Genomic DNA, 17938 nt, shown 5'->3' with positions numbered 1-17938 from the left:
CAATCTCCACAAACCTGTCGTTACGACGATATTGCGCAGCATTCTAGCAGCGCACGGCATTTTGTAGACTGTACACGATACGGGGTGTGCCGGTGGGCTCAGTCGCGGCGCGGCACCGCTGCCATGAATGCCAGAATCTCGCGTCCCAGCCAGTCTTCGCCGGAGTTGAAGTGGGCCACGATCGACGTATGGTTATGACCGCGCAGTTGCACGAACCGGGGCGCGACACCTCGCTCGCGCAACAGCCGCTGGAAGAATGCCGCGCCGTAGTCGTCGAGAAACCGGTTTTCATACTCGGCGACGGCGATCATCGTCGGCACCGGGTGGCGCGCAGCATGTATGAGCGGCGACCGTTCGGCGTATCGCGTCTCGTCCGTACCGAAGTAGGCGCGCACCGGGTTGGCATTGGGATTGCGCGGGTCGACGTCGGCGAACAAGCGTGCGCTGATCAGGACAAGCCCCGCGACGTCTGCTCCCCGCTCACCATGCGCCGACGTCAGCGCAGGATCGAACAGACACCCTGCCGCGTGAGTACCGCCCGCCGAATGGCCGATGAGAAAAATACGGGCGGGATCGATGCGCAATTCAGCCGCATGTTCGCGCACCCAGGCGAGCGCCTGTGCCGTATCTTGTGCACCGCCCGGCCAAGGTGCATCGTCGGCCAGCCGATATTCCACATTGATGGCAACGAACCCTTGCCGGGCAAACCAGTGACAAACGTTGTCGTAAATCTCGCCGTTCACACTCTTGTTTCCGCGCACGAACGCGCCGCCGTGCACGAACAGCACGGCGTCACGCAAGCCTTCGGCGTCGCTCGCCCCTGCCCCTACGACCGGTGCGAAAACATCGAGGACTTGCCGGGGATGCGTCCCGTACGCGAGATCCCGCGCCACATGAGGACTCTTCGGCGCCACGGCGAGCACCGGCGAATAGCAGTCGATGACGGCCTTGCGGTGCGCCATGATGTCGTCGTTCCAACGCGGCCCGAGATCCAGCATCTGGCGTTGTTGCTCAAGCGGCAATGCCCCGAACGGTTCGGTCAAACGGTTCATTTCGCTCACCATGACACGCTCACGTCGCCGTTGATAAAGGTCTGACACGCCATCCGGTAGCCGTTCTCAAGGTCTTCTGGGCTGAGGTGACGGCGCTCCTTCTGTTTGACTTCATCCGTATGTTCGCGGCCGATCTCGACCCGGCAACGACACGTGCCGCACAGCCCACCGCCGCACTTGAACGGAATGCCCCCCTTCTCGCGCAAGGACACACGCAACAGGTTGCTGTTCGGCGGTGCCTCGACGCACTTGCTGCCATTGCTGAGAAAGGTGATCTGCACGGTGGCGGCGACCGGTGGCGCCGGCTCGCGGCGACTGAGCCGGGCTTGCGCGTGACCGTGCCCGACCAGCCCTTCGAGCGAGGCCACGGCAGCAGACACGCTTTCAAACTTTTCGAAGAACTTGGTTGGCACCAGATTTTCGCCGTGCGGCGAGGCTTCTTCGACAATCTTCACGCGTGCCTGCCCGTCCAGCTTCGCGACGACAAACGCCGCGACATGCCGCGTGCCGTAGAAATAGTCATGGGTTTCGACGGGGGTGATGCCCGTAGTCGGCTCGCTGCGATACTCGCCCGGCCGGCTCGTCAATACGATGTACATTCGCTTTCCTCGTTGCAGATACCCTGCTCTGGGCTGCGATCAGAGCGCCGCCGGCAGGTCGTCGGCCTGCTCCAGTTCAATGTCGTGTTCGATCCAAAGCTGGCAGACAAGCCGGAAACCCGCGTCGAGCCGATCGCCCAATTGCTTCTTCTCTTTCCAGTTGGGCGCCGGCAAATGTTCTTCACCAGACAAAACCCGGCAGGCGCAGCGAGCGCATTTGCCCATGCCGCACTCGTAGCGCAAATGCGGGAACGGGAACTGCTTGATGCCCGCGCGCACGACGAGGTTGGTATTGGCCTTCACTTCTTCCCGGTACGTTTGCCCGTTCCGGCGAAACACGACGACTGGCATGCATCCTCCTGAGACTCAAACGTCATTACGTATACTGTATACCGTTTATATAATGACTATACAACACAACATTGCCTGCCCGACGCCCTCACGCAGCGACGTCAACCGGCACGTGCTGGAACGTGAAACTGTCGACATATACATAGCGGACGCTGGCCCCTTGGGCGATGAACGCACGACGCGCATCCTCAATCATGACCGGAGAGCCACACAGGTACAGCGCGTGCTCCGACAGATCGGGATGATCTGACAGCACGGCGTCCTGCACATACCCGCGAGCCCCCTGCCACGCACTATCCGGCCGCGACAGCACCGGTACATAGCGGAAGTCTTCGTGTTGTTCGGCGAGTTGCGTCAGTTCGTCATGCAGATAAAGCGCTGACGGTGTCCGCCCGCCCCAATACAAATCGATCGGCGGGGTATCGCCACTGGCCAGCATGCCCGCGAGCATGCTGCGCAACGGTGCGATCCCCGTGCCCGTCGCGACCATCACGATGGGCCGGTAGTCATCCTCGTGATACCCGAACCCGCCGAGCGGCGCCTCGACGTCAAGCGTGTCGCCGGGGCGAAGTGCGCTCAGACGCGTCTGAGTAAAGAGGCCTCCGTCGATCTTGCGGATATGCAGTTCCAGTGACGTCGCCGCATTCGCACCGTCCACCCGGGCGGCATCAAGCGCGGACGCGATCGAAAAACTCCGGGGCCCGGTATCGCCCGGCAACACGTTGAGGTACTGCCCGGGGCGGAACCCCCACGGCGTATCGTCGGCGAAGGTGAGCACGAGACGGGTCACGTCGTCCGTCAACGATTCCTTGTGCAGCACCCTCGCCTTCCGGCGGCGTGCCGGTTCGGGCGCCGCGAGCACCCGCTCGGTACTGATCGCGAGGTCGGAGCATGCATGCGCCTGACACAGGAGTGCGTCACCGGCGTCAGCTTCCTCTTGCGACAACGCGGGCGGATGTTCGTCGTAATGCACTTGCCCCTGCCGCACATTGACGCGGCAGGTGCCGCAACCGCCAAACTCGCACTCGGACGGCAGCACAACGCCAGCGCGCCGCGCCGCTTCAAGTACGGTTTCATCCGGCGTCGCCTCGAAGCTTTGCTGCGCTTCGATCCATGTGATTCGATAGCTCACGCGCGCCCCCTGCGTCAAAGCTTGATATCGGCCTGGACGAGCACTTCCCGTCCACTCTGGCGCAGCAGATCCTGCAATGCTGCGAGGCCTGCGAGCCCGGCCTGTGTGTCCTGTTCGCCATTGCCGCCCGACAGGCCGATGCCGCCCACGACCTGGTTGTCGACCACGATCGGGAATCCCCCGACGAAGGCGGCAAATTTCCCTTCGAAGCTCCACTGGATGCCAAACGCTTCATTGCCCGGCAGCGCAGGCCCATTGGGCGGCGTGGTGAACAGGTGCGTCGAGCGCTTATGACCTGCGGCCGTAAAGGCTTTATTCCATGCGATCTGCGGCCCGGTAATGCGCCCGCCGTCCATGCGCTCCAGCGCCAGCGGGAACCCGCCTTCGTCGACCACGCAGATCGATTCGAGCACACCGATGTTCTGCGAGCGGGCAACGGCGGCTGCAATCATGTGCCGGGCTTCGGCAAGTTCGAGTTTGAAAAATGGCTTCATGGCTGATGAGAAATGTCGTAGAAAATGGGCGTCAGACGCCGCGATAGACCGTCTTGATCTGCTGATAGAACTCAAGCCCGTCGCGCCCCGATTCACGGAACGTGGCCGTGCTCGACTGCTTGAGACCGCCAAACGGCGCATTGACGAGATTGCCGGTGGTCGTGCGATTGATCTTCACCGTGCCGGCTTCGATGTCATTGGCGAAGCGATGCATCAGGCGGACGTCCTGAGTCACCAGCGAGGCCGCGAGACCGTAGTCGCTATCGTTGGCGACCGCGAGGGCGTCGTCGTAACCGTCGACATCGATCACCGCAATGACCGGGCCGAAAATCTCTTCCCGTGCAATCCGCGCATCGCGTGGCACGTCAGTGAAGATGGCCGGCGTGACGAAATAGCCGTACGCGTAGACGTCGTGCGTGAGTTGCTCACCGCCGCAGACCAGCGTCGCTTCGCGCTTGCCGATCTCGATGTAATCAAGCACCGTGCGCAACTGCCCGGCCGTGGCCAGCGGGCCGATGTCGATGCCGGGTTGCAGTCCGTTGCCGATCTTGAGCGAGGCGGTTCGAGCGGCCAGGCGTTCGACAAACGCGGCACGAATCTGCCGCGCAACGAGCACACGGCTCGTGCCGGTGCATGCCTGACCGGAGAGAGAGAAACCGCCCTTGACCGTGAGATCGACGGCGCGCTCGATGTCTTGCGCATCGAGCACGATCAGCGGGTTCTTGCCGCCGAGTTCCATCTGGGTACGCGTCGACATCGACGCCGCTCGGTGGATCTGTTCGCCAGCCGAGGTCGATCCCGTGAACGAGATCGCTTTCACTTCCCGAGCGCCGACCAATACCGGCCCCACCGCGCTGGCACTGCCCGTGACGAAGTTCAGCACGCCCTTGGGGATACCGGCCTGCACGAAGGCTTCGGTCAGACGCAGTCCGCTCAACGGTGCGTCAGAAGCCGGTTTGAATACCACGGTGTTACCGCAGATGAGCGCCGGGGCAATCTTTCGCGCCGGAATCGACACGGGGAAGTTCCATGGCGAGATGACCGTCACCACACCCAACGGCTCGCGCACCGTATAGACCGTCATGTCGGCGTCATCGTTGGGGAAGGTCTCACCGCCGTACGACTGCGCTTCGATCGCGTAGTACCGAATTGTCTGGGCCGCGCGCATGAACTCATCGGTCGCGAGGCTTTTCTGCTTGCCCTCCTCGCGCGTGAGCTCTTCGCCAAAGCGTGCGGCGTGCTGTTCCAGATAGGCGCTGGCGCTCAACAGAATCTTGGCGCGGGCTCCCGTCGAGAGGCGTTTCCAACTGGCGAACGCGGCGGCGGCGGCGCGCACGGCGGCTTGTGCGTCAGCCTCGCCCGAGGCTTGAAACTGTCCGACCACGTCGCGCGTGTCGGCCGGATTGACGTTCTCGAAGGTGGTGCCCGAGCGGCTCGCACACCATTCGCCGTCGATGTAGTTCAGAAACGTTGGAACGGTTGTCATGAATGCAACGGTCCTGCAAAAGGGCTTGAAAACCCGCGCCACGACGGCGCGGGGTCGCCGGATGCCGCTTAAGCCGCAAGGCCCAGTTCGGGCAGCGGAATTTCGTTTTCGACGTAGTCGTAGTAGAGCGCCGTCGTATAGAGCAGGCGCATTTGCGCACCGATTTCGCAAATCTTCAGGCAGCGCTGCTGCAACTCCGGCGTGTTCGCGTTCTCCAGCACGATCTGATAGCCACGCTCGCCGTGAATCTCGTCCGAGACGATGTGCAGGTCGAAGAACTCGACTTCCTCGTCGGTGAACTTGTACGTGTCGCGCAGCGTGGGCGTCTGCTTGCGATAAATCGACGGCACCTGCGACTCCAGCCCGACGACCAGCCCGGCAACCGCGACCACCGGGTCTTCGCGCATGGCGACGGCGTAGCACCAGCTTTGCAGGCCCCGCGTGGTCGGCGACATGTTGTCGGGGTTCACCACGCGCTCACGGGTCGTCCCGCAGGCTTCGGCGAAACGGATCAGCAAGTCGGTGTGGCGATCGCCCCCGATTTCCTCCTCGTACATGTTGGCGAGCAGGAAATCCTTCGCCTCGGTCATATGGTCCGGCGTGCGGGCATACAGATAGCCGAGGTAATCGGCGAACGGCCCCACGTAGTGGTAGTGGTTTTCAGCCCAGCGAGCGAGATGCGCACGCGAGAGCTTGCCGCTCGCCCACGCCACGCTGAACGGTGCCTTGTTCGCGCTCTTGCCCTTGATTGCTTCTTCGAGTGCCGCACGGAAAGTCTCGCGGTCCATCAGCTCTGCCATTTCAGACTCCTTGGTTTCAAGTGGATAAGCCTGCGCATCGTGGGATGCCGGGCTTCGAATTGTCATTTCGTACACTGTATACAGTTTTTGGAAAAATGCCAATCCAGTGAATTACGTGTGCGGGGTCTATTCCGCGATAACGATGGAAATCAGTCGACCGCTTTATGTCCGGTTACGGACGGCGTGGGCCATGGGCGAAGACGTGGCGCTGGCCGTGTCTGCCGTGCCGGTGTATGCGGGTTCGATCGCGTCAAGCGCAATGCCGTTTGTCTCGGGCAGCAGCCACGCAGCGACGATCACCATGCCGTAACCCACTGCGGCAACGATCGGAATGGCCAGTGTGAGCGTCGTATGCCCCGTGGCAAGCCAGCCTGCCATGAACGGGAAGAACGAGCCGATGACACGTCCGGCGTTGTAAGCCACGCCATAGCCGGTTGCGCGAATCTCGTGCGGATACGTCTCTGAAATCGTTGCTGCCACACCGGCAAAGGTGCCTTGCATCAACACGCCCATCAGGAAGCCGAGCACCATCATGACGGGCATGGGCGCCGGAATCAGCATGTACGCGATGCTCATCACAAATGCCCCGAGCGCGAACAGGATGTACGTCGGCCGGCGGCCCAGCTTGTCCGTGCACCAGGCGCCCACGGCGTAACCCACGATCGAGCCCACGATGGTGATCGCCAGCCACATGCCGGTGCCGGTCACCGAGAGGCCCCGTTCCGTCTTGAGCCAAGTCGGCATCCACGTAGCAATGGCGTAATACGCGCCGAGCATGCCCCCTGAGAGCAGGCTGCACAGGAACGTGCGAGCCAGCAGTGGGCCGCTGAACACGCCACGCAATGTCTTGAGCGGGCTTGTCTTGCTACGTTCCGCGAGCGTGCGGGTAAAGGCCTCCGGTTCTTCGAGATTGCGACGCAGCCAGAACACCAGCAGTGCGGGTGCCACGCCGATGAACAGACACACACGCCATGCCCATTCCGGCGACAGCCAATTGAAGATCACGCTATACGCAATGGCCGCGAGCGCCCAGCCGAACGAATAGCTGCTGGCGGTGAAGCCCGAGAACTTGCCGCGATGGGCCGGGTTACGAATGGTCTCCATGACGAGCACCATGCACAACGACGACTCCCCGCCGAAGCCCAAGCCCTGAATGATGCGGAACACGGCCAATTGCGTGGGCGAGTTGGTGAGACCGCAGGCAAAACAGGCAAGCGCAAACAAGGCGATGGTCCAGCGCAGAATGCGCACGCGGCCGTAACGGTCGGCGAGCAGCCCTGCCCCGATAGCCCCGACCAGCGAAGCAATCAGCGTGTACGTGACGATACTGCCCGCCGTCGCCTTGCTCATGCTCCAGGTCGTCAGCAGCACCGGGATGAGAAACGAATAAATCATGAAGTCGTAGACGTCGACCGTGTGGCCGATGAAGGTGCCCGCGAAGGCACGCTTCTCGTTCTTCGACAGTGAGTTCAGCCAGGACATAGCGGTGTCCTCCTTAGGTGTCTTGGGTTTTGTGGAGTGGGTGAGATTTCCGGTGCATCAGGTCGGTGGTTGAAAGGTGTAGCCGGCGGCTTCAAGCAATCTGGCTACGTGAATCGAGCGCAGGTCGTGATACAGCGGAGCCACGATCTGAACGCCCACTGGCAGCCCCTGTGCCGTGCGCCCTGCGGGGGCGACGGTCGAGGGCAAGCCGCACAGGCCGGAGTGCCCGGCCCAGAAAAGCTGTGTGGTGAGTGGCTGTGCGCGTCCGTTCACGTCAAGCGTGCGCTGCCATGGCGCCCCCTGTTCGTTCAGTGGGAACGCGGCCGTCGCGGCCACGGGGCACAACAACACGTCGACTTGTTCGAACAGCGCACGCCAAGCGGCGGCGAAGCGCTCGCGCTGCGGTTGGAGCTTGAGCCAGTCGCGATGCCGCATGACGGCGCCCACGTGCTGGAGCGAGGCATAGCTTCGATCGTCGGCAGACGCCTCGGCGGCGGACGAAACCGAGGCGGCAAAGGCGTCTTCTCCGAGGTAACCGCTGGTGGCGGCGCGCAGCAGCAACATGTAGACGCGCAGCAACTCGGCGGCGTCCAGCGAGGGTTTGGCATTCCACTGCACGCGTGCGCCACGTCGTTCGAGGTCCTTGCCGAGCGCCACGATGCATTGCTCCACGTCGGTGTCGACCTCTGCGACCGGGTGGCTGGGCAGAATGCCGAAACGAATCTCGCTGAGGTCTTTGGCGTGGGAGCGCGGCAACTCGAAACGCACGGCGCAGGCAGCGTCGGCCGTGGGGCCTGCGATGGCCGAGAGCACCGATTGCAGGTCGTGCGCGCTGCGGGCGAGCGGACCGGCAACGTTGATGTCGGGAAACGTAGCGCCGCCCGGCAAGCCATGCCCATCGAGGGGCACGAGACCGTGCGTGCTCTTGTGCGAGAAGATGCCGCAGTAATGCGCGGGGTTGCGGATCGAGGAGCCGATATCCGACCCCACATCGAAGAAAGACATGCCGGAACAGACGGCTGCGGCGCTGCCGCCGGACGAACCACCCGGTGTGCGCGTGAGATCGTGCGGGTTGCGCGTCGTGCCGTAGACGTCGTTGTAGCTCTGCCAGTCGCGCAGCCAGATCGGCACATTGGTCTTGCCGAGCAAGATGGCGCCGGCGTCTTCGAGACGTTGCACCACCGTTGCGTGACGCGATGCGACGTTGCCCGTGAACGCCGGATCGCCGACGGTAGTCGGCCAGCCCGCGACGTCGAATGACTCTTTGATCGTGAACGGCACGCCGTGCAGCGGCCCACGCACGTTGCCTGCGCGACGTTCAGCGTCGCGCTCGCGCGCCACGGCGTGAGCGCGGTCGAAGTCGCTGACAACCACGGCGTTCAAGCGGGGATTGTCGCGATGCCATGCGGCTTCGCAGGCCTCAACAAGGCCTGTCGAAGTGATGTCTTGCCGCGCCAGTGCTGCCTGAGCGGCTGAAATCGAGGCGTGGTGCCACTGCGTATCCGTGGCCCCCGATCCTGAGGACGTACCGGCGCTGCGAGCGTCGACCGTGGAATCTGTCATCGTGGAATACCCATTTCAGTATTCTGTATACCATCTGACGACAAATTTGCGCTGTCAAGGGACTAGGAGATAAGGGTTTGTGCTAGCAGGATGTTCGGCACTCGCCGTCTGCTACTCGCTTGTGACATGACCTACGGCTGATTGGGACAAATATGACATCTAAATCATTTAGCCAAATCTAATATCAAGTTTCGGATAATGAAATCCGAAACTCACCGAGAATCAATGATGAAAAATCAACACTCTAGAAATAATGAGATCACCGACTTAAACATACTCTCATCGATAGATGCGACACACGCCACACAAGGTGGTGGAGGTCAAGAAAACGAAAGTTATGCAGGAATGTATGGATACTGGACGATTTCGGTAAGCATACCTCCGAAATTAAAAAGCGAAGGCACCCTATCTGAAGTAAATATCGTGAGCACTGTTCATGAATACTCATCAACCGATGCAACCCAAGCCACGAAAGGGTATGACGGAAATTGGTTTGAAGGGGTTCTCACCGCGGCCCCGTTCAACCTAGCGCCGCAAATTCCAGCAATCGATGCGGACAAGTCCACTTGACCCGCTCATCATCTAAAAAATTAACGTCGGCGCCAGCGATTTCGCGCCGACATTTTATTACGATCAAACTAAAATCAGAAAATTAATATTAATTAATCTAAAACAACAAGCCTAAGAAATTTACAAAACCAAAATTGATATGTGAACCATATTCAAACACCATGCCAATCTTTATAGAAAAAAAGTCTCAAAATGATCCATCAAAAAAAAATTAGAGAGTTTCGCCATTTATCCTATAACGCCTATGCAATCGGAATTGACCATCACATAGTAATGTTGGACTTTTCAAGCGACCGGTATTTCAACTTCTCCTACGATGACTCTCAAGCCTTTCGAAAATTGATCGGATGGCCTTACCAAGACGACATCTCTCCCGAAGTGTTAGCCACTGTGGAAGCAAGACTCGATGGAAAGTGTCTATTTGCGCCTGAAAAATTCTGCGAACCAACTACCCTGACTTCCGGACAGGACGTAACAGGCCTACTCCCTTTCAACGACTGGCTGGCACTTGCCGACGACGTTTCATACGCGTCACGCCCGCTGGACGTCCTACGCGCCATTTACTGGTTGCATCGGGCCCAACGGGTGACTCGTCTCTTTCGAATGCGTGGGGCAATCGAATCAGTGCTGCAAGCGCAAGCCGCAAAAGGTATTCGGTATGGCACGCCGGAAGACTATCGGCCCTACTTTGCTGCGATGTATCGCGCCGCACTCATATATCCGCAATGCTCCCCATGTTTGCCTTGGCACACGGCATTGGCCACATGGTGCGCGATGGACGGTCTACACCTGCGTTTGGCAATAGGCGTACAACGTCAACCGTTCACTGCACACGCGTGGACAGAGAATCGTGAGCGTGTTATCGGCGACGATGAACGGCGGCGCAGTCAGCTCGCAGTTATTTTCGAGACGCCCGCCTAAATCTCCCAAACGTTTGTTATCTCCCCCGACAACTCGGCAGGAACCGCAGATGAAACTCGCGCGTCTGAGAATTGGAACAACAAGGCAGCAGGAGATGGCAGAACCCCTGCTCGTGCTCCGGGGACTCGATGGTACAGCCGTAGGGCTGATCTCCCCGGCCGCTGAATCAACGTCAGCTTTTACCCATGAGCTAAACGACGATTTCGATTGGTACGTGTGGGGCACGTTGTTTCGCAGATCGGATGGTCAAGCGATAGCGCCTGATCTCGAGCTGATTCAGCTGGCGTTTCTCACTCCGGAGGCCTTCGTTGTCCGATATTGGGGTCATTACCGGATCATCGTGCATGATCGGCGACAAGCCATAACACTCGTCCTATGTGACCCCTGTGGAAGTTGTCCGACGTACTTCAGGGTTTTGGAAAATGGCGCAGTCCATGTGTCCGGCGATCCATCTCATCTCGCCGATGAGACACCAGATTTCGACCATATCGAGATGAAGTCATTTCTCGTCCATGGGCACGCCGGATCTGTGCAATGCGCACTGCGCGGCATCGAGCGCGTTCCGATCGGACACTCGCTACGGATTCCTCATCATGGCGCACCAGTGTGCCGTATTGTCTGGTGGCCGGCGTGGAAAATGAGGGATCAGGAGCTTAACGACGTGGACGCAGAGCAGCAGCTATTAACTGCGCTGCTCCAATCCGTTCGCAGTTGCGTCGGAGAACAATCGGTGGTGCTCGAATTATCAGGCGGCCTGGAATCGACTTCACTAGCACTTGCGCTAGAGATATTGGGGCACGCTCAGCACACGAACGCTATCAACTATCGTGACCTGCTTTCACCTGGCAGCAACGAATCGGATCATGCACGCGCTGTGGCACAACACGTCGGTATTCCGATCGAAGTCGTGGATCTGCATCCCACCGCCTTTGCCCCGAGTGAATCGATCCCGCGTCTCGCCAGGCCAGCCCATGAATTATGCTGGCTCAAACAGGCCAGCGCCTTGCGGCATCGCCTCAGTGCGTGTGGTGCTCAACGCCTCCTCAATGGCCATGGGGGAGACGCCATTTTTCTCGCCCCGCCGCCCGACGGCACTTTTATCGACGCCCTGGCGGACGGTCAATGGCGTAGGTCCCTAAGTGCCTGGCGAGATTTGGCCATCATGAAACGATTGCCGATCTGGTCGATCGCCCGCAGTGCTTTCGCGCAGTTGGGGCAAACAAAAGTTTCCGTCAACGTGGGGCTTCACGATCTGGTGCATCCCGATGTTTGCGCTGAAGTAGCCGGACGCACCGAACCGTTGGCAACGGCATGGCTTGAAAAATGGGGGAATCGCGTTCGTCCTGGAAGGCGAATGCAAATTCTGACAATTCTCGGAAATCTTCGTGATCGTGACGTTGACCTCCTGCTTGCGCCACTCGGTTCGGCATCCCCATTTCTGACCCAGCCAATCATTGAACTAGGGTTGAAAACGCCCACATATCGGCTATTTAATGCGTTTCACAACCGTCTGCTGCTACGCAATGCCGCATACCGCGTTAGCGGTCTGCCGAATCTTTGGCGGCGTGACAAAGGCGCAACAACCGGACACGTAAGCGCAAGCATCGCGGCAAATCGACAGCATGTCGAAGACGTCTGCCTTAATGGCATTTGCGCAACGTCAGGATGGATAGACGTCGATGCCTGCAAACGTGCTATCGGGCGAATTTCGCATCATCACTGCGATTCCATGCCCATTATTGTCAGACTATATGCGGTTGAAATGTTCGCACGTGGTTGGCATCAAAGTCGCCACTTACCTGCCGCAACATGATCTTGCTTTCAGCTTGGCAAGTCTTGCCAGCATCACCTGCCCTTCGCATGTTCCCCTCGTAACGTCATCACAGCGCTATCCACCCGGGCGACTACCTTGCCGTCGTCACGCTTGATTTCACACAGATAGTGAGACACGGTTCGCCCTTGGTGTGTCGCCCATGCGTGAGCCGTCAGCCGCGACACCCAGACCGGGCGTAGAAACGTCGCCTTCAGGTCGATGCTCGTGAACGTTTCTCCATCTGCCATCAGCGTCGAATGCGCTGTTCCGATGGCCGCGTCGGCCAGTTCGCACAGCAAGCCGCCGTGCACCGTGCCTTGTTGATTGCCGTGAATTTCTGCATTGGCCTCCAGTTCGATGACCGCCTTTGCCGCATCGATCTCGACAATGCGAAATCCAAGCAGATTGGAAATCGCGGTCGGATAGCGCATGTGCGTCTGATCTTCGGCACGAAGCGTGCCTGCCAATTGGCGACGCAGATAATTCAGCACTGGCAGGTGTTTCGCTTCCCCGGCCCCGTCGAACACATCGGACATGACAGCTCCCATTGAAAGATTGCTCTCGGGAGTCTGTCTGCCTAGAATCGGACAATCAAGAAATTGTCCTACGTACAATCATGTCCGAATCCCCTGTGACAGCAGCGGTCGAGCATCTGTCCGGCGAAATCCGGCGCGGCGCGCTGCCGCCCGGCACTGCCTTGCCGACGCACCGCAAGCTGGCAGCGCAGTACGGCATCGCAATTGCGTCCGCGAGCAAGGTCTACGGCCGATTGCAGGCCATGGGTCTGGTCGTTGGGGAAGTCGGACGCGGCACGTTCGTGCGAGACCGCCCGGCACAGCGGGAGTGGGATATCGATGACGAGGCCCGGCTGAATTCGCAATCGGTCGATCTGTCGTTCAACCACCCAACATGGCCCGGGCAAAGCGACCTGTTACGCACCACGCTCAGAGAGTTGGCGTCGTCAGGCGATTTGAGCGCGCTGATGCACCAGCAGCCGCCGGGGGGACGGCTTCACGAGCGGCAAATCGTCGCGGACCATCTGACGCAAGCACGAAACATTCGCGCTACCGCCGAACAGGTGTTTCTCGTAGGCGGTGCGCAGCAGGGTCTCGATGTGGCCATTCGGGCGTTCCTTCGCCCGAATGATGAAGTCGCTGTCGACGCCCTGACCTACCCCGGCTTCAAGATGGCAGCCGCGCTGAGCGAGCTTGCCCTGAGACCTGTACCGTCTGCCAACCATGGCCCTGACCTTAATGCCCTGGAAGACCTTTGCCGTCGTGGTGCCATTCGCGCGATCTACGTCATGCCGACACTGCACAACCCGCTCGGCTGGGTACTGAGCGCGGCCCAGCGCAAACAACTGGTCGACATCGCCCGCCGCCACGACTGTCTGATTATCGAAGACGCCACTTACGCGTATCTCGTGGATAACGCCTCACGGCCCATTGTCACGCTCGCGCCTGAGCGCACGATCTACGTGTCGAGCCTTTCCAAGAGTGTGGCAACGGGATTGCGATTCGGCTATGTGGTGGTGCCGCAAGAGCACGCGACCCGGATGAAGCGCGTGGTGCGCGCCAGTTTCTGGAGCTTGTCCAGCATGGTGAGCGCGATCGCAACGCGTTGGCTTGCAAGTGGCACCGTAACGCAGCAGGAGCAGTTTCAGCGTGAAGACGCCCGACGCCGCCAGACGATCGTCCGCGAGGTACTTCACGGCATGGGCGTGGTGGCGCATCCGTCGTCGCAATTCCTCTGGCTGCCGCTGCCGGAGGGCTTGCGCATGGATCAGGTGGTTGCCGCGCTGGCAGCCCGTGGCATCGCCGCGTCGAAGGCGGAAGCGTATGCAACGACACAGCACGCGCCCCACGCGTTGCGGCTGGGCTTGAGTTCGATGCCTTTGGAGCAGGTCCATCCGGTGTTGGCGCAAGTTCGCCACATCATCGAGCATCTGCCGATCTGAGCGAGATCCGGAGGATATCCCCCCCTCCGGTCAACAGCCCCGATGCCGCCTCGATAATCAATCGTAAGCGCGCGCGTCTTCCACCAGTTTGCCGTCGTCCGGCAGCGTGCCTGCGGTGACGAAGTCGATCTCGGCGCGCAACCGCGTCACATCGCGCAGCGTTTCCTGCAAGCGCGCGGCCAGCCCTTCGGGCGGTGTCTCGGCGGTCTCGCAAACGAGGGTCATGCGGTCATCGCCGACGCGCCCTTCGACTCGCAGACGCATGCGTCCCAGTTCCGGATATCGTTTGCCAATCTCGCCGATCTGGCCCGGGTGCACGAACATGCCGCGCACCTTCACGGTCTGATCGGCGCGGCCCAGCCAGCCCTTCAAGCGCATGTTGGTGCGCCCGCACGGACTGATGCCCTCCGCCACGGCCGACAGATCCCCGGTGGCGAATCGAATCAGCGGATAGTCGGCGTTGAAGTTCGTGACGACCACCTCGCCCGTCTCGCCCTCCGGCACCGGTTTGGTACCACCGGGCTCCACGATTTCCACCAGCACGTTCTCGTCGACGATCAACCCCGCCTGCGCGTCGCTCTCGAACGCAATCAGCCCAAGATCGGCCGTTCCATACAACTGGCGCGCAACGATGCCCCGTGAGTTGAACCACTGCCGCAACGACGGTGGCAACGCTTCACCCGACAACGTCGCCCGCCGGATGCTGCTGATATCGGTGCCCATCGACTCGGCTTTCTCGATCAGGATCTTCAGGAACGACGGCGTCCCTGCATACGCGCCCGGTTGCAGATGCCGGATCGCCTCGATCTGGAGCGCGGTCTGTCCGACGCCCGCCGGGAACACACAGCACCCCAGCCGTGCCGCGCCGGTCTCGATCATCATGCCCGCCGGCGTGAAGTGATACGAGTACGTGTTGTAGACCAGATCGCCCGAGCGCAAGCCTGCGGCGTACAGTGCGCGGGCGAAGCGCCACCAGTCGCTGCCCCGTCCGTCGGGTTCGTAGATCGGCCCGGGAGATTGATAAACGTGAGCCAGACCGCCGATCGGTGTCGCGTTCAATCCGCCCAGGGGCGGCACACGCAACTGGTAGGCGGCCAGATCGGATTTGCGTGTCACGGGCAATTCGGCCAGCGCGGTGCGTGAGTCAACGCCTCGTACGTCGAAGGCGCCGAGCGTCTCGGTGAAATACGAGGCGTTCGTGCGGGCGTGCGATACATGCGCCGGCAACGCCGCCAGGAGTGCCTTCTCGCGAGCTTCCGGGGCACGGGTTTCAAGCGCGTCGAAGTAGTCGTTCATAGAGACGAAAGGACGTTGATGTTTGACAGTCGGCTAAACGCGCATGCGGCTAATGCAGCCCATGCAGCTCACGCAATCCACCGTTTGCGCCGCCGGTAGCTCTTGACGTTACGAAAGCTCCCCTCGCTGTTCGCGCCATCCTTGGCGATGCCGAGGTAAAACTCCTTGACGTCCTCGTTATCGCGCAACGACGCCGCGTCGCCGTCCATCACTACACGCCCGTTTTCGAGAATGTAGCCATAGTCCGCGTAGCGCAGGGCCACCATGGTGTTCTGTTCCGCCAGCAGAAAGCTGACGTTTTCCCGCTCGTTCAGATCTCGCACGATCGCGAAAATCTCGTCCACGATCTGTGGCGCGAGCCCCATCGACGGCTCATCGAGCAGCACCATCGACGGCTGCGCCATCATGGCCCGCCCGATCGCACACATCTGCTGCTCGCCGCCCGACGTATAACCGGCTTGCGATTTGCGGCGCGTCTTCAGCCGGGGGAAGTACGCGTAGATACGCTCCAGCGCATGTTGCTGAGCACTGCGCGATGCATGCCGGACATAGGCGCCGGTCAGCAAATTCTCTTCAATGGTCAAGTGCCCGAAGCAGTGGCGGCCTTCCATCACCTGAATGACGCCACGCTTGACCAGCCCGTTCGGCGTGAGCTTCTCAACCCGCTCGCCGCGATAGTCGATGGTGCCCTTGGTCACCTCACCCCGCTCTGCCTGAAGCAGATTCGAGATAGCCTTGAGCGTCGTGCTCTTGCCCGCGCCGTTCGCGCCGAGCAACGCCACGATCTTGCCGTCGGGCACGACCAGCGACACGCCCTTCAACACAAGAATGACGTGGTCGTAAATGACTTCGATATTGTTGACGCGCAAACTCGCTTCCATGCCGCGTGACTCCGGAGTCTGTGGTGCTGCGGTACTAATTCAAAGTGATATCGCCTGCCGGGCCGTCGAAGGCCCGGCGCTCGCCCACATCGCCAATCGCGTTGCGGGCGAGCGTGCCAGTCGTGCCAATTACATCTGCTGATAGCAGGCCGGCGTCATGCCCTTTTCCTTGGCGTACTGCTTGGCCGAGGCTTCGAACAACGGGTGAATCAGGCGGCGGTTGCCTTCGATCCAGTCGGACACCATCACCCACTTCGTGCCGTCCCATTGCTGAATGCGCACCTTGCCCGAGCCCTCGTGATCCTGGCAGCTCGTCTTGATGTCGGGCAGCAGGCCGGTCGCGCCCAGTGCCTTGAGGCGCGCCCCGTCGATGTTCAGGTTCTCGAACGCCCAGCGCACTTGCACCGGCGTCATGACCTTGCCCTTGCCGAACTTGTTCTGCGCGGTGTTGAGCGCCTCGACCGTCGCCACAGCCGCCGACACGCCGCGGTTATAGAGCACGGAACCCACCTTCGACGGGTCTTGCATATTGCCCTTGCCCGCGCCGTACACGACCTTGTCGATATCGGCGATCAACGGCACTTGCTTGCCCGCCACGTTCCACGTCGCGCTCATGTAGCCCTTGGCCGCCGGGCCCGCCGGAATGGTGTCTTCTTCTGAGCCGGCCCACCAGCTGCCGACGATCTTCTCGCGCGGATAGCCGACCTTCTGCGCAGCCTTGAGGGCGGTCTGGTTCATGACGCCCCAACCCCAGAACACCACGTAGTCGGGGTTCTCCTGACGAATGCGCAGCCATTGCGCCCCTTGCTCATTGCCGGGGTGCGCCACCGGAATCTCGATCAGATTGAACTTGTTGATCTTCGACTCCGCCTGCATGGCGACAATCGGCTCCTTGCCGTAAGCCGAGTCGTGATACAGGAACACGATCTTCTTGCCGTTGAGCGACCCGCCGTTCTTGTCGGCGAGGAACTTGATGATGGCCGACGCCTGCATCTGATACGTGGTGACGAGCGGGAACGCCCACGGGAACACGGTGCCGTCCACGGCATCGGTACGGCCATAACCCATCATCACGAGCGGCACCTGATCGGTGGCGGTCTTGTCGATCAGCGCATACGAAATGCCCGTGGCCATGGTGTGGTACGCCGTGCCCTTGGTGACCGGGTTACGGCCCTTCAGGCGCTCATAGCACTCCACGCCCTTGGAGGTGTTGTATTCGGTCTCGCACTCTTCCCATGTCAGCTTGACGCCGTTCACGCCGCCGTTTTTCATGTTCACGTATTGCAGGTAGTCGATGAAGCCGCCGTAGAACGACTGCCCGTTGGCCCCGTACGGCCCCACGCGGTAGTCGGCCAGCGCAATGAACTGATCGTTGGTCTGTGCGAGCGCCGTGCCCGCCGAGCCCATGCCGAGCACCAGACTCATGCCTAGCGATACCGCCAGTTGTTTCGTGTTCATGCTGTGTCTCCTTGTGGTCTTGTCGATAGCGATACGTGGTCAGCCGACGCCCGTGTACCGGTGCGTCAATACATCGAACTCAA

At 60.6% G+C, this 17938-nt stretch carries 17 protein-coding genes; 4 read left to right on the top strand and 13 right to left on the bottom strand.

Going from position 1 to position 17938, the window contains the following annotated elements; translation table 11 throughout:
• Positions 1–98: 98 nt before the first annotated feature.
• The 9 genes from CDV46_RS25135 to CDV46_RS25090 all read right to left on the bottom strand — a co-directional run bounded on the left by CDV46_RS25135 (position 99) and on the right by CDV46_RS25090 (position 8959).
• Entirely contained in the window at positions 99–1052 is a 954-nt protein-coding gene (locus CDV46_RS25135; RefSeq protein ID WP_254916214.1) for an alpha/beta hydrolase, read from the bottom strand.
• Between the two features lie 5 nt (positions 1053–1057).
• Positions 1058–1333 (bottom strand): 2Fe-2S iron-sulfur cluster-binding protein, encoded by a 276-nt coding sequence (locus CDV46_RS25130; RefSeq protein WP_087687964.1) that lies wholly within the window; start codon positions 1331–1333, stop codon positions 1058–1060.
• Between the two features lie 357 nt (positions 1334–1690).
• A complete protein-coding gene (locus CDV46_RS25120) occupies positions 1691–2002 on the bottom strand; it encodes a 2Fe-2S iron-sulfur cluster-binding protein (protein ID WP_058378641.1) in 312 nt (103 codons plus the stop codon).
• A gap of 88 nt (positions 2003–2090) precedes the next feature.
• Complete coding sequence (locus CDV46_RS25115) at positions 2091–3134, bottom strand: 2Fe-2S iron-sulfur cluster-binding protein (RefSeq protein WP_087726089.1); 1044 nt, start codon at positions 3132–3134, stop codon at positions 2091–2093.
• 14 nt (positions 3135–3148) lie between these two features.
• Positions 3149–3628: a GlcG/HbpS family heme-binding protein gene (locus tag CDV46_RS25110; RefSeq protein ID WP_087725702.1), complete on the bottom strand. Its 480-nt coding sequence runs from the start codon at positions 3626–3628 to the stop codon at positions 3149–3151.
• A 31-nt stretch (positions 3629–3659) separates the two neighbouring features.
• Entirely contained in the window at positions 3660–5114 is a 1455-nt protein-coding gene (locus CDV46_RS25105; RefSeq protein ID WP_087725700.1) for an aldehyde dehydrogenase family protein, read from the bottom strand.
• Between the two features lie 68 nt (positions 5115–5182).
• Positions 5183–5914, bottom strand: a complete 732-nt coding sequence (locus CDV46_RS25100; RefSeq protein ID WP_058378638.1) for a TenA family transcriptional regulator — start codon at positions 5912–5914, stop codon at positions 5183–5185.
• Between the two features lie 162 nt (positions 5915–6076).
• A complete protein-coding gene (locus CDV46_RS25095; protein WP_087687585.1) occupies positions 6077–7396 on the bottom strand; it encodes an MFS transporter in 1320 nt (439 codons plus the stop codon).
• A 57-nt stretch (positions 7397–7453) separates the two neighbouring features.
• Complete coding sequence (locus CDV46_RS25090) at positions 7454–8959, bottom strand: amidase (RefSeq protein ID WP_087725698.1); 1506 nt, start codon at positions 8957–8959, stop codon at positions 7454–7456.
• A 225-nt stretch (positions 8960–9184) separates the two neighbouring features.
• Between CDV46_RS25090 and CDV46_RS26970 the strand changes: the two genes are divergently transcribed.
• From CDV46_RS26970 to CDV46_RS25080, 3 genes are all read left to right on the top strand, one after another.
• The gene (locus tag CDV46_RS26970; protein ID WP_140413481.1) at positions 9185–9529 is read left to right on the top strand and encodes a hypothetical protein; all 345 of its coding nucleotides are present in this window, start codon (positions 9185–9187) and stop codon (positions 9527–9529) included.
• A gap of 192 nt (positions 9530–9721) precedes the next feature.
• Positions 9722–10450 (top strand): lasso peptide biosynthesis B2 protein, encoded by a 729-nt coding sequence (locus CDV46_RS25085; protein ID WP_087725696.1) that lies wholly within the window; start codon positions 9722–9724, stop codon positions 10448–10450.
• 49 nt (positions 10451–10499) lie between these two features.
• The gene (locus CDV46_RS25080) at positions 10500–12263 is read left to right on the top strand and encodes an asparagine synthase-related protein (protein ID WP_176399188.1); all 1764 of its coding nucleotides are present in this window, start codon (positions 10500–10502) and stop codon (positions 12261–12263) included.
• 32 nt (positions 12264–12295) lie between these two features.
• Here CDV46_RS25080 and CDV46_RS25075 read toward each other — a convergent pair whose 3' ends face one another.
• Positions 12296–12877 (bottom strand): PaaI family thioesterase, encoded by a 582-nt coding sequence (locus CDV46_RS25075; RefSeq protein ID WP_254916213.1) that lies wholly within the window; start codon positions 12875–12877, stop codon positions 12296–12298.
• A 2-nt stretch (positions 12878–12879) separates the two neighbouring features.
• Here CDV46_RS25075 and CDV46_RS25070 point away from each other — a divergent pair, with 2 nt between their 5' ends.
• The gene (locus CDV46_RS25070) at positions 12880–14220 is read left to right on the top strand and encodes an aminotransferase-like domain-containing protein (protein WP_087725690.1); all 1341 of its coding nucleotides are present in this window, start codon (positions 12880–12882) and stop codon (positions 14218–14220) included.
• Positions 14221–14277: 57 nt separating this feature from the next.
• Here the strand turns inward: CDV46_RS25070 and CDV46_RS25065 are convergent, their stop codons facing one another.
• The 3 genes from CDV46_RS25065 to CDV46_RS25055 form a co-directional block, all read right to left on the bottom strand.
• The gene (locus tag CDV46_RS25065) at positions 14278–15516 is read right to left on the bottom strand and encodes a phenylacetate--CoA ligase family protein (protein WP_087725688.1); all 1239 of its coding nucleotides are present in this window, start codon (positions 15514–15516) and stop codon (positions 14278–14280) included.
• A gap of 68 nt (positions 15517–15584) precedes the next feature.
• The gene (locus tag CDV46_RS25060; protein WP_058378633.1) at positions 15585–16397 is read right to left on the bottom strand and encodes an ABC transporter ATP-binding protein; all 813 of its coding nucleotides are present in this window, start codon (positions 16395–16397) and stop codon (positions 15585–15587) included.
• Between the two features lie 129 nt (positions 16398–16526).
• Complete coding sequence (locus CDV46_RS25055) at positions 16527–17822, bottom strand: ABC transporter substrate-binding protein (protein ID WP_237172183.1); 1296 nt, start codon at positions 17820–17822, stop codon at positions 16527–16529.
• Positions 17823–17938: the final 116 nt, after the last annotated feature.

Source organism: Pandoraea sp. PE-S2T-3 (genome assembly GCF_002179965.1).
Lineage (GTDB): Bacteria > Pseudomonadota > Gammaproteobacteria > Burkholderiales > Burkholderiaceae > Pandoraea.
Note: the sequence above shows the minus strand (reverse complement) of the source record. Positions and strands in the feature narration are given on the sequence as shown.

What these genes read in the sequence shown, in the direction of transcription:
- CDV46_RS25135 (WP_254916214.1), bottom strand. Translation starts at nt 1,052, where the DNA reads ATGAACCGTTTGACCGAACCGTTCGGGGCATTGCCGCTTGAGCAACAA.
- CDV46_RS25120 (WP_058378641.1), bottom strand. Translation starts at nt 2,002, where the DNA reads ATGCCAGTCGTCGTGTTTCGCCGGAACGGGCAAACGTACCGGGAAGAA.
- CDV46_RS25110 (WP_087725702.1), bottom strand. Translation starts at nt 3,628, where the DNA reads ATGAAGCCATTTTTCAAACTCGAACTTGCCGAAGCCCGGCACATGATT.
- CDV46_RS25105 (WP_087725700.1), bottom strand. Translation starts at nt 5,114, where the DNA reads ATGACAACCGTTCCAACGTTTCTGAACTACATCGACGGCGAATGGTGT.
- CDV46_RS25100 (WP_058378638.1), bottom strand. Translation starts at nt 5,914, where the DNA reads ATGGCAGAGCTGATGGACCGCGAGACTTTCCGTGCGGCACTCGAAGAA.
- CDV46_RS25095 (WP_087687585.1), bottom strand. Translation starts at nt 7,396, where the DNA reads ATGTCCTGGCTGAACTCACTGTCGAAGAACGAGAAGCGTGCCTTCGCG.
- CDV46_RS25090 (WP_087725698.1), bottom strand. Translation starts at nt 8,959, where the DNA reads ATGACAGATTCCACGGTCGACGCTCGCAGCGCCGGTACGTCCTCAGGA.
- CDV46_RS26970 (WP_140413481.1), top strand. Translation starts at nt 9,185, where the DNA reads ATGATGAAAAATCAACACTCTAGAAATAATGAGATCACCGACTTAAAC.
- CDV46_RS25085 (WP_087725696.1), top strand. Translation starts at nt 9,722, where the DNA reads ATGATCCATCAAAAAAAAATTAGAGAGTTTCGCCATTTATCCTATAAC.
- CDV46_RS25080 (WP_176399188.1), top strand. Translation starts at nt 10,500, where the DNA reads ATGAAACTCGCGCGTCTGAGAATTGGAACAACAAGGCAGCAGGAGATG.
- CDV46_RS25070 (WP_087725690.1), top strand. Translation starts at nt 12,880, where the DNA reads ATGTCCGAATCCCCTGTGACAGCAGCGGTCGAGCATCTGTCCGGCGAA.
- CDV46_RS25065 (WP_087725688.1), bottom strand. Translation starts at nt 15,516, where the DNA reads ATGAACGACTACTTCGACGCGCTTGAAACCCGTGCCCCGGAAGCTCGC.
- CDV46_RS25060 (WP_058378633.1), bottom strand. Translation starts at nt 16,397, where the DNA reads ATGGAAGCGAGTTTGCGCGTCAACAATATCGAAGTCATTTACGACCAC.
- CDV46_RS25055 (WP_237172183.1), bottom strand. Translation starts at nt 17,822, where the DNA reads ATGAGTCTGGTGCTCGGCATGGGCTCGGCGGGCACGGCGCTCGCACAG.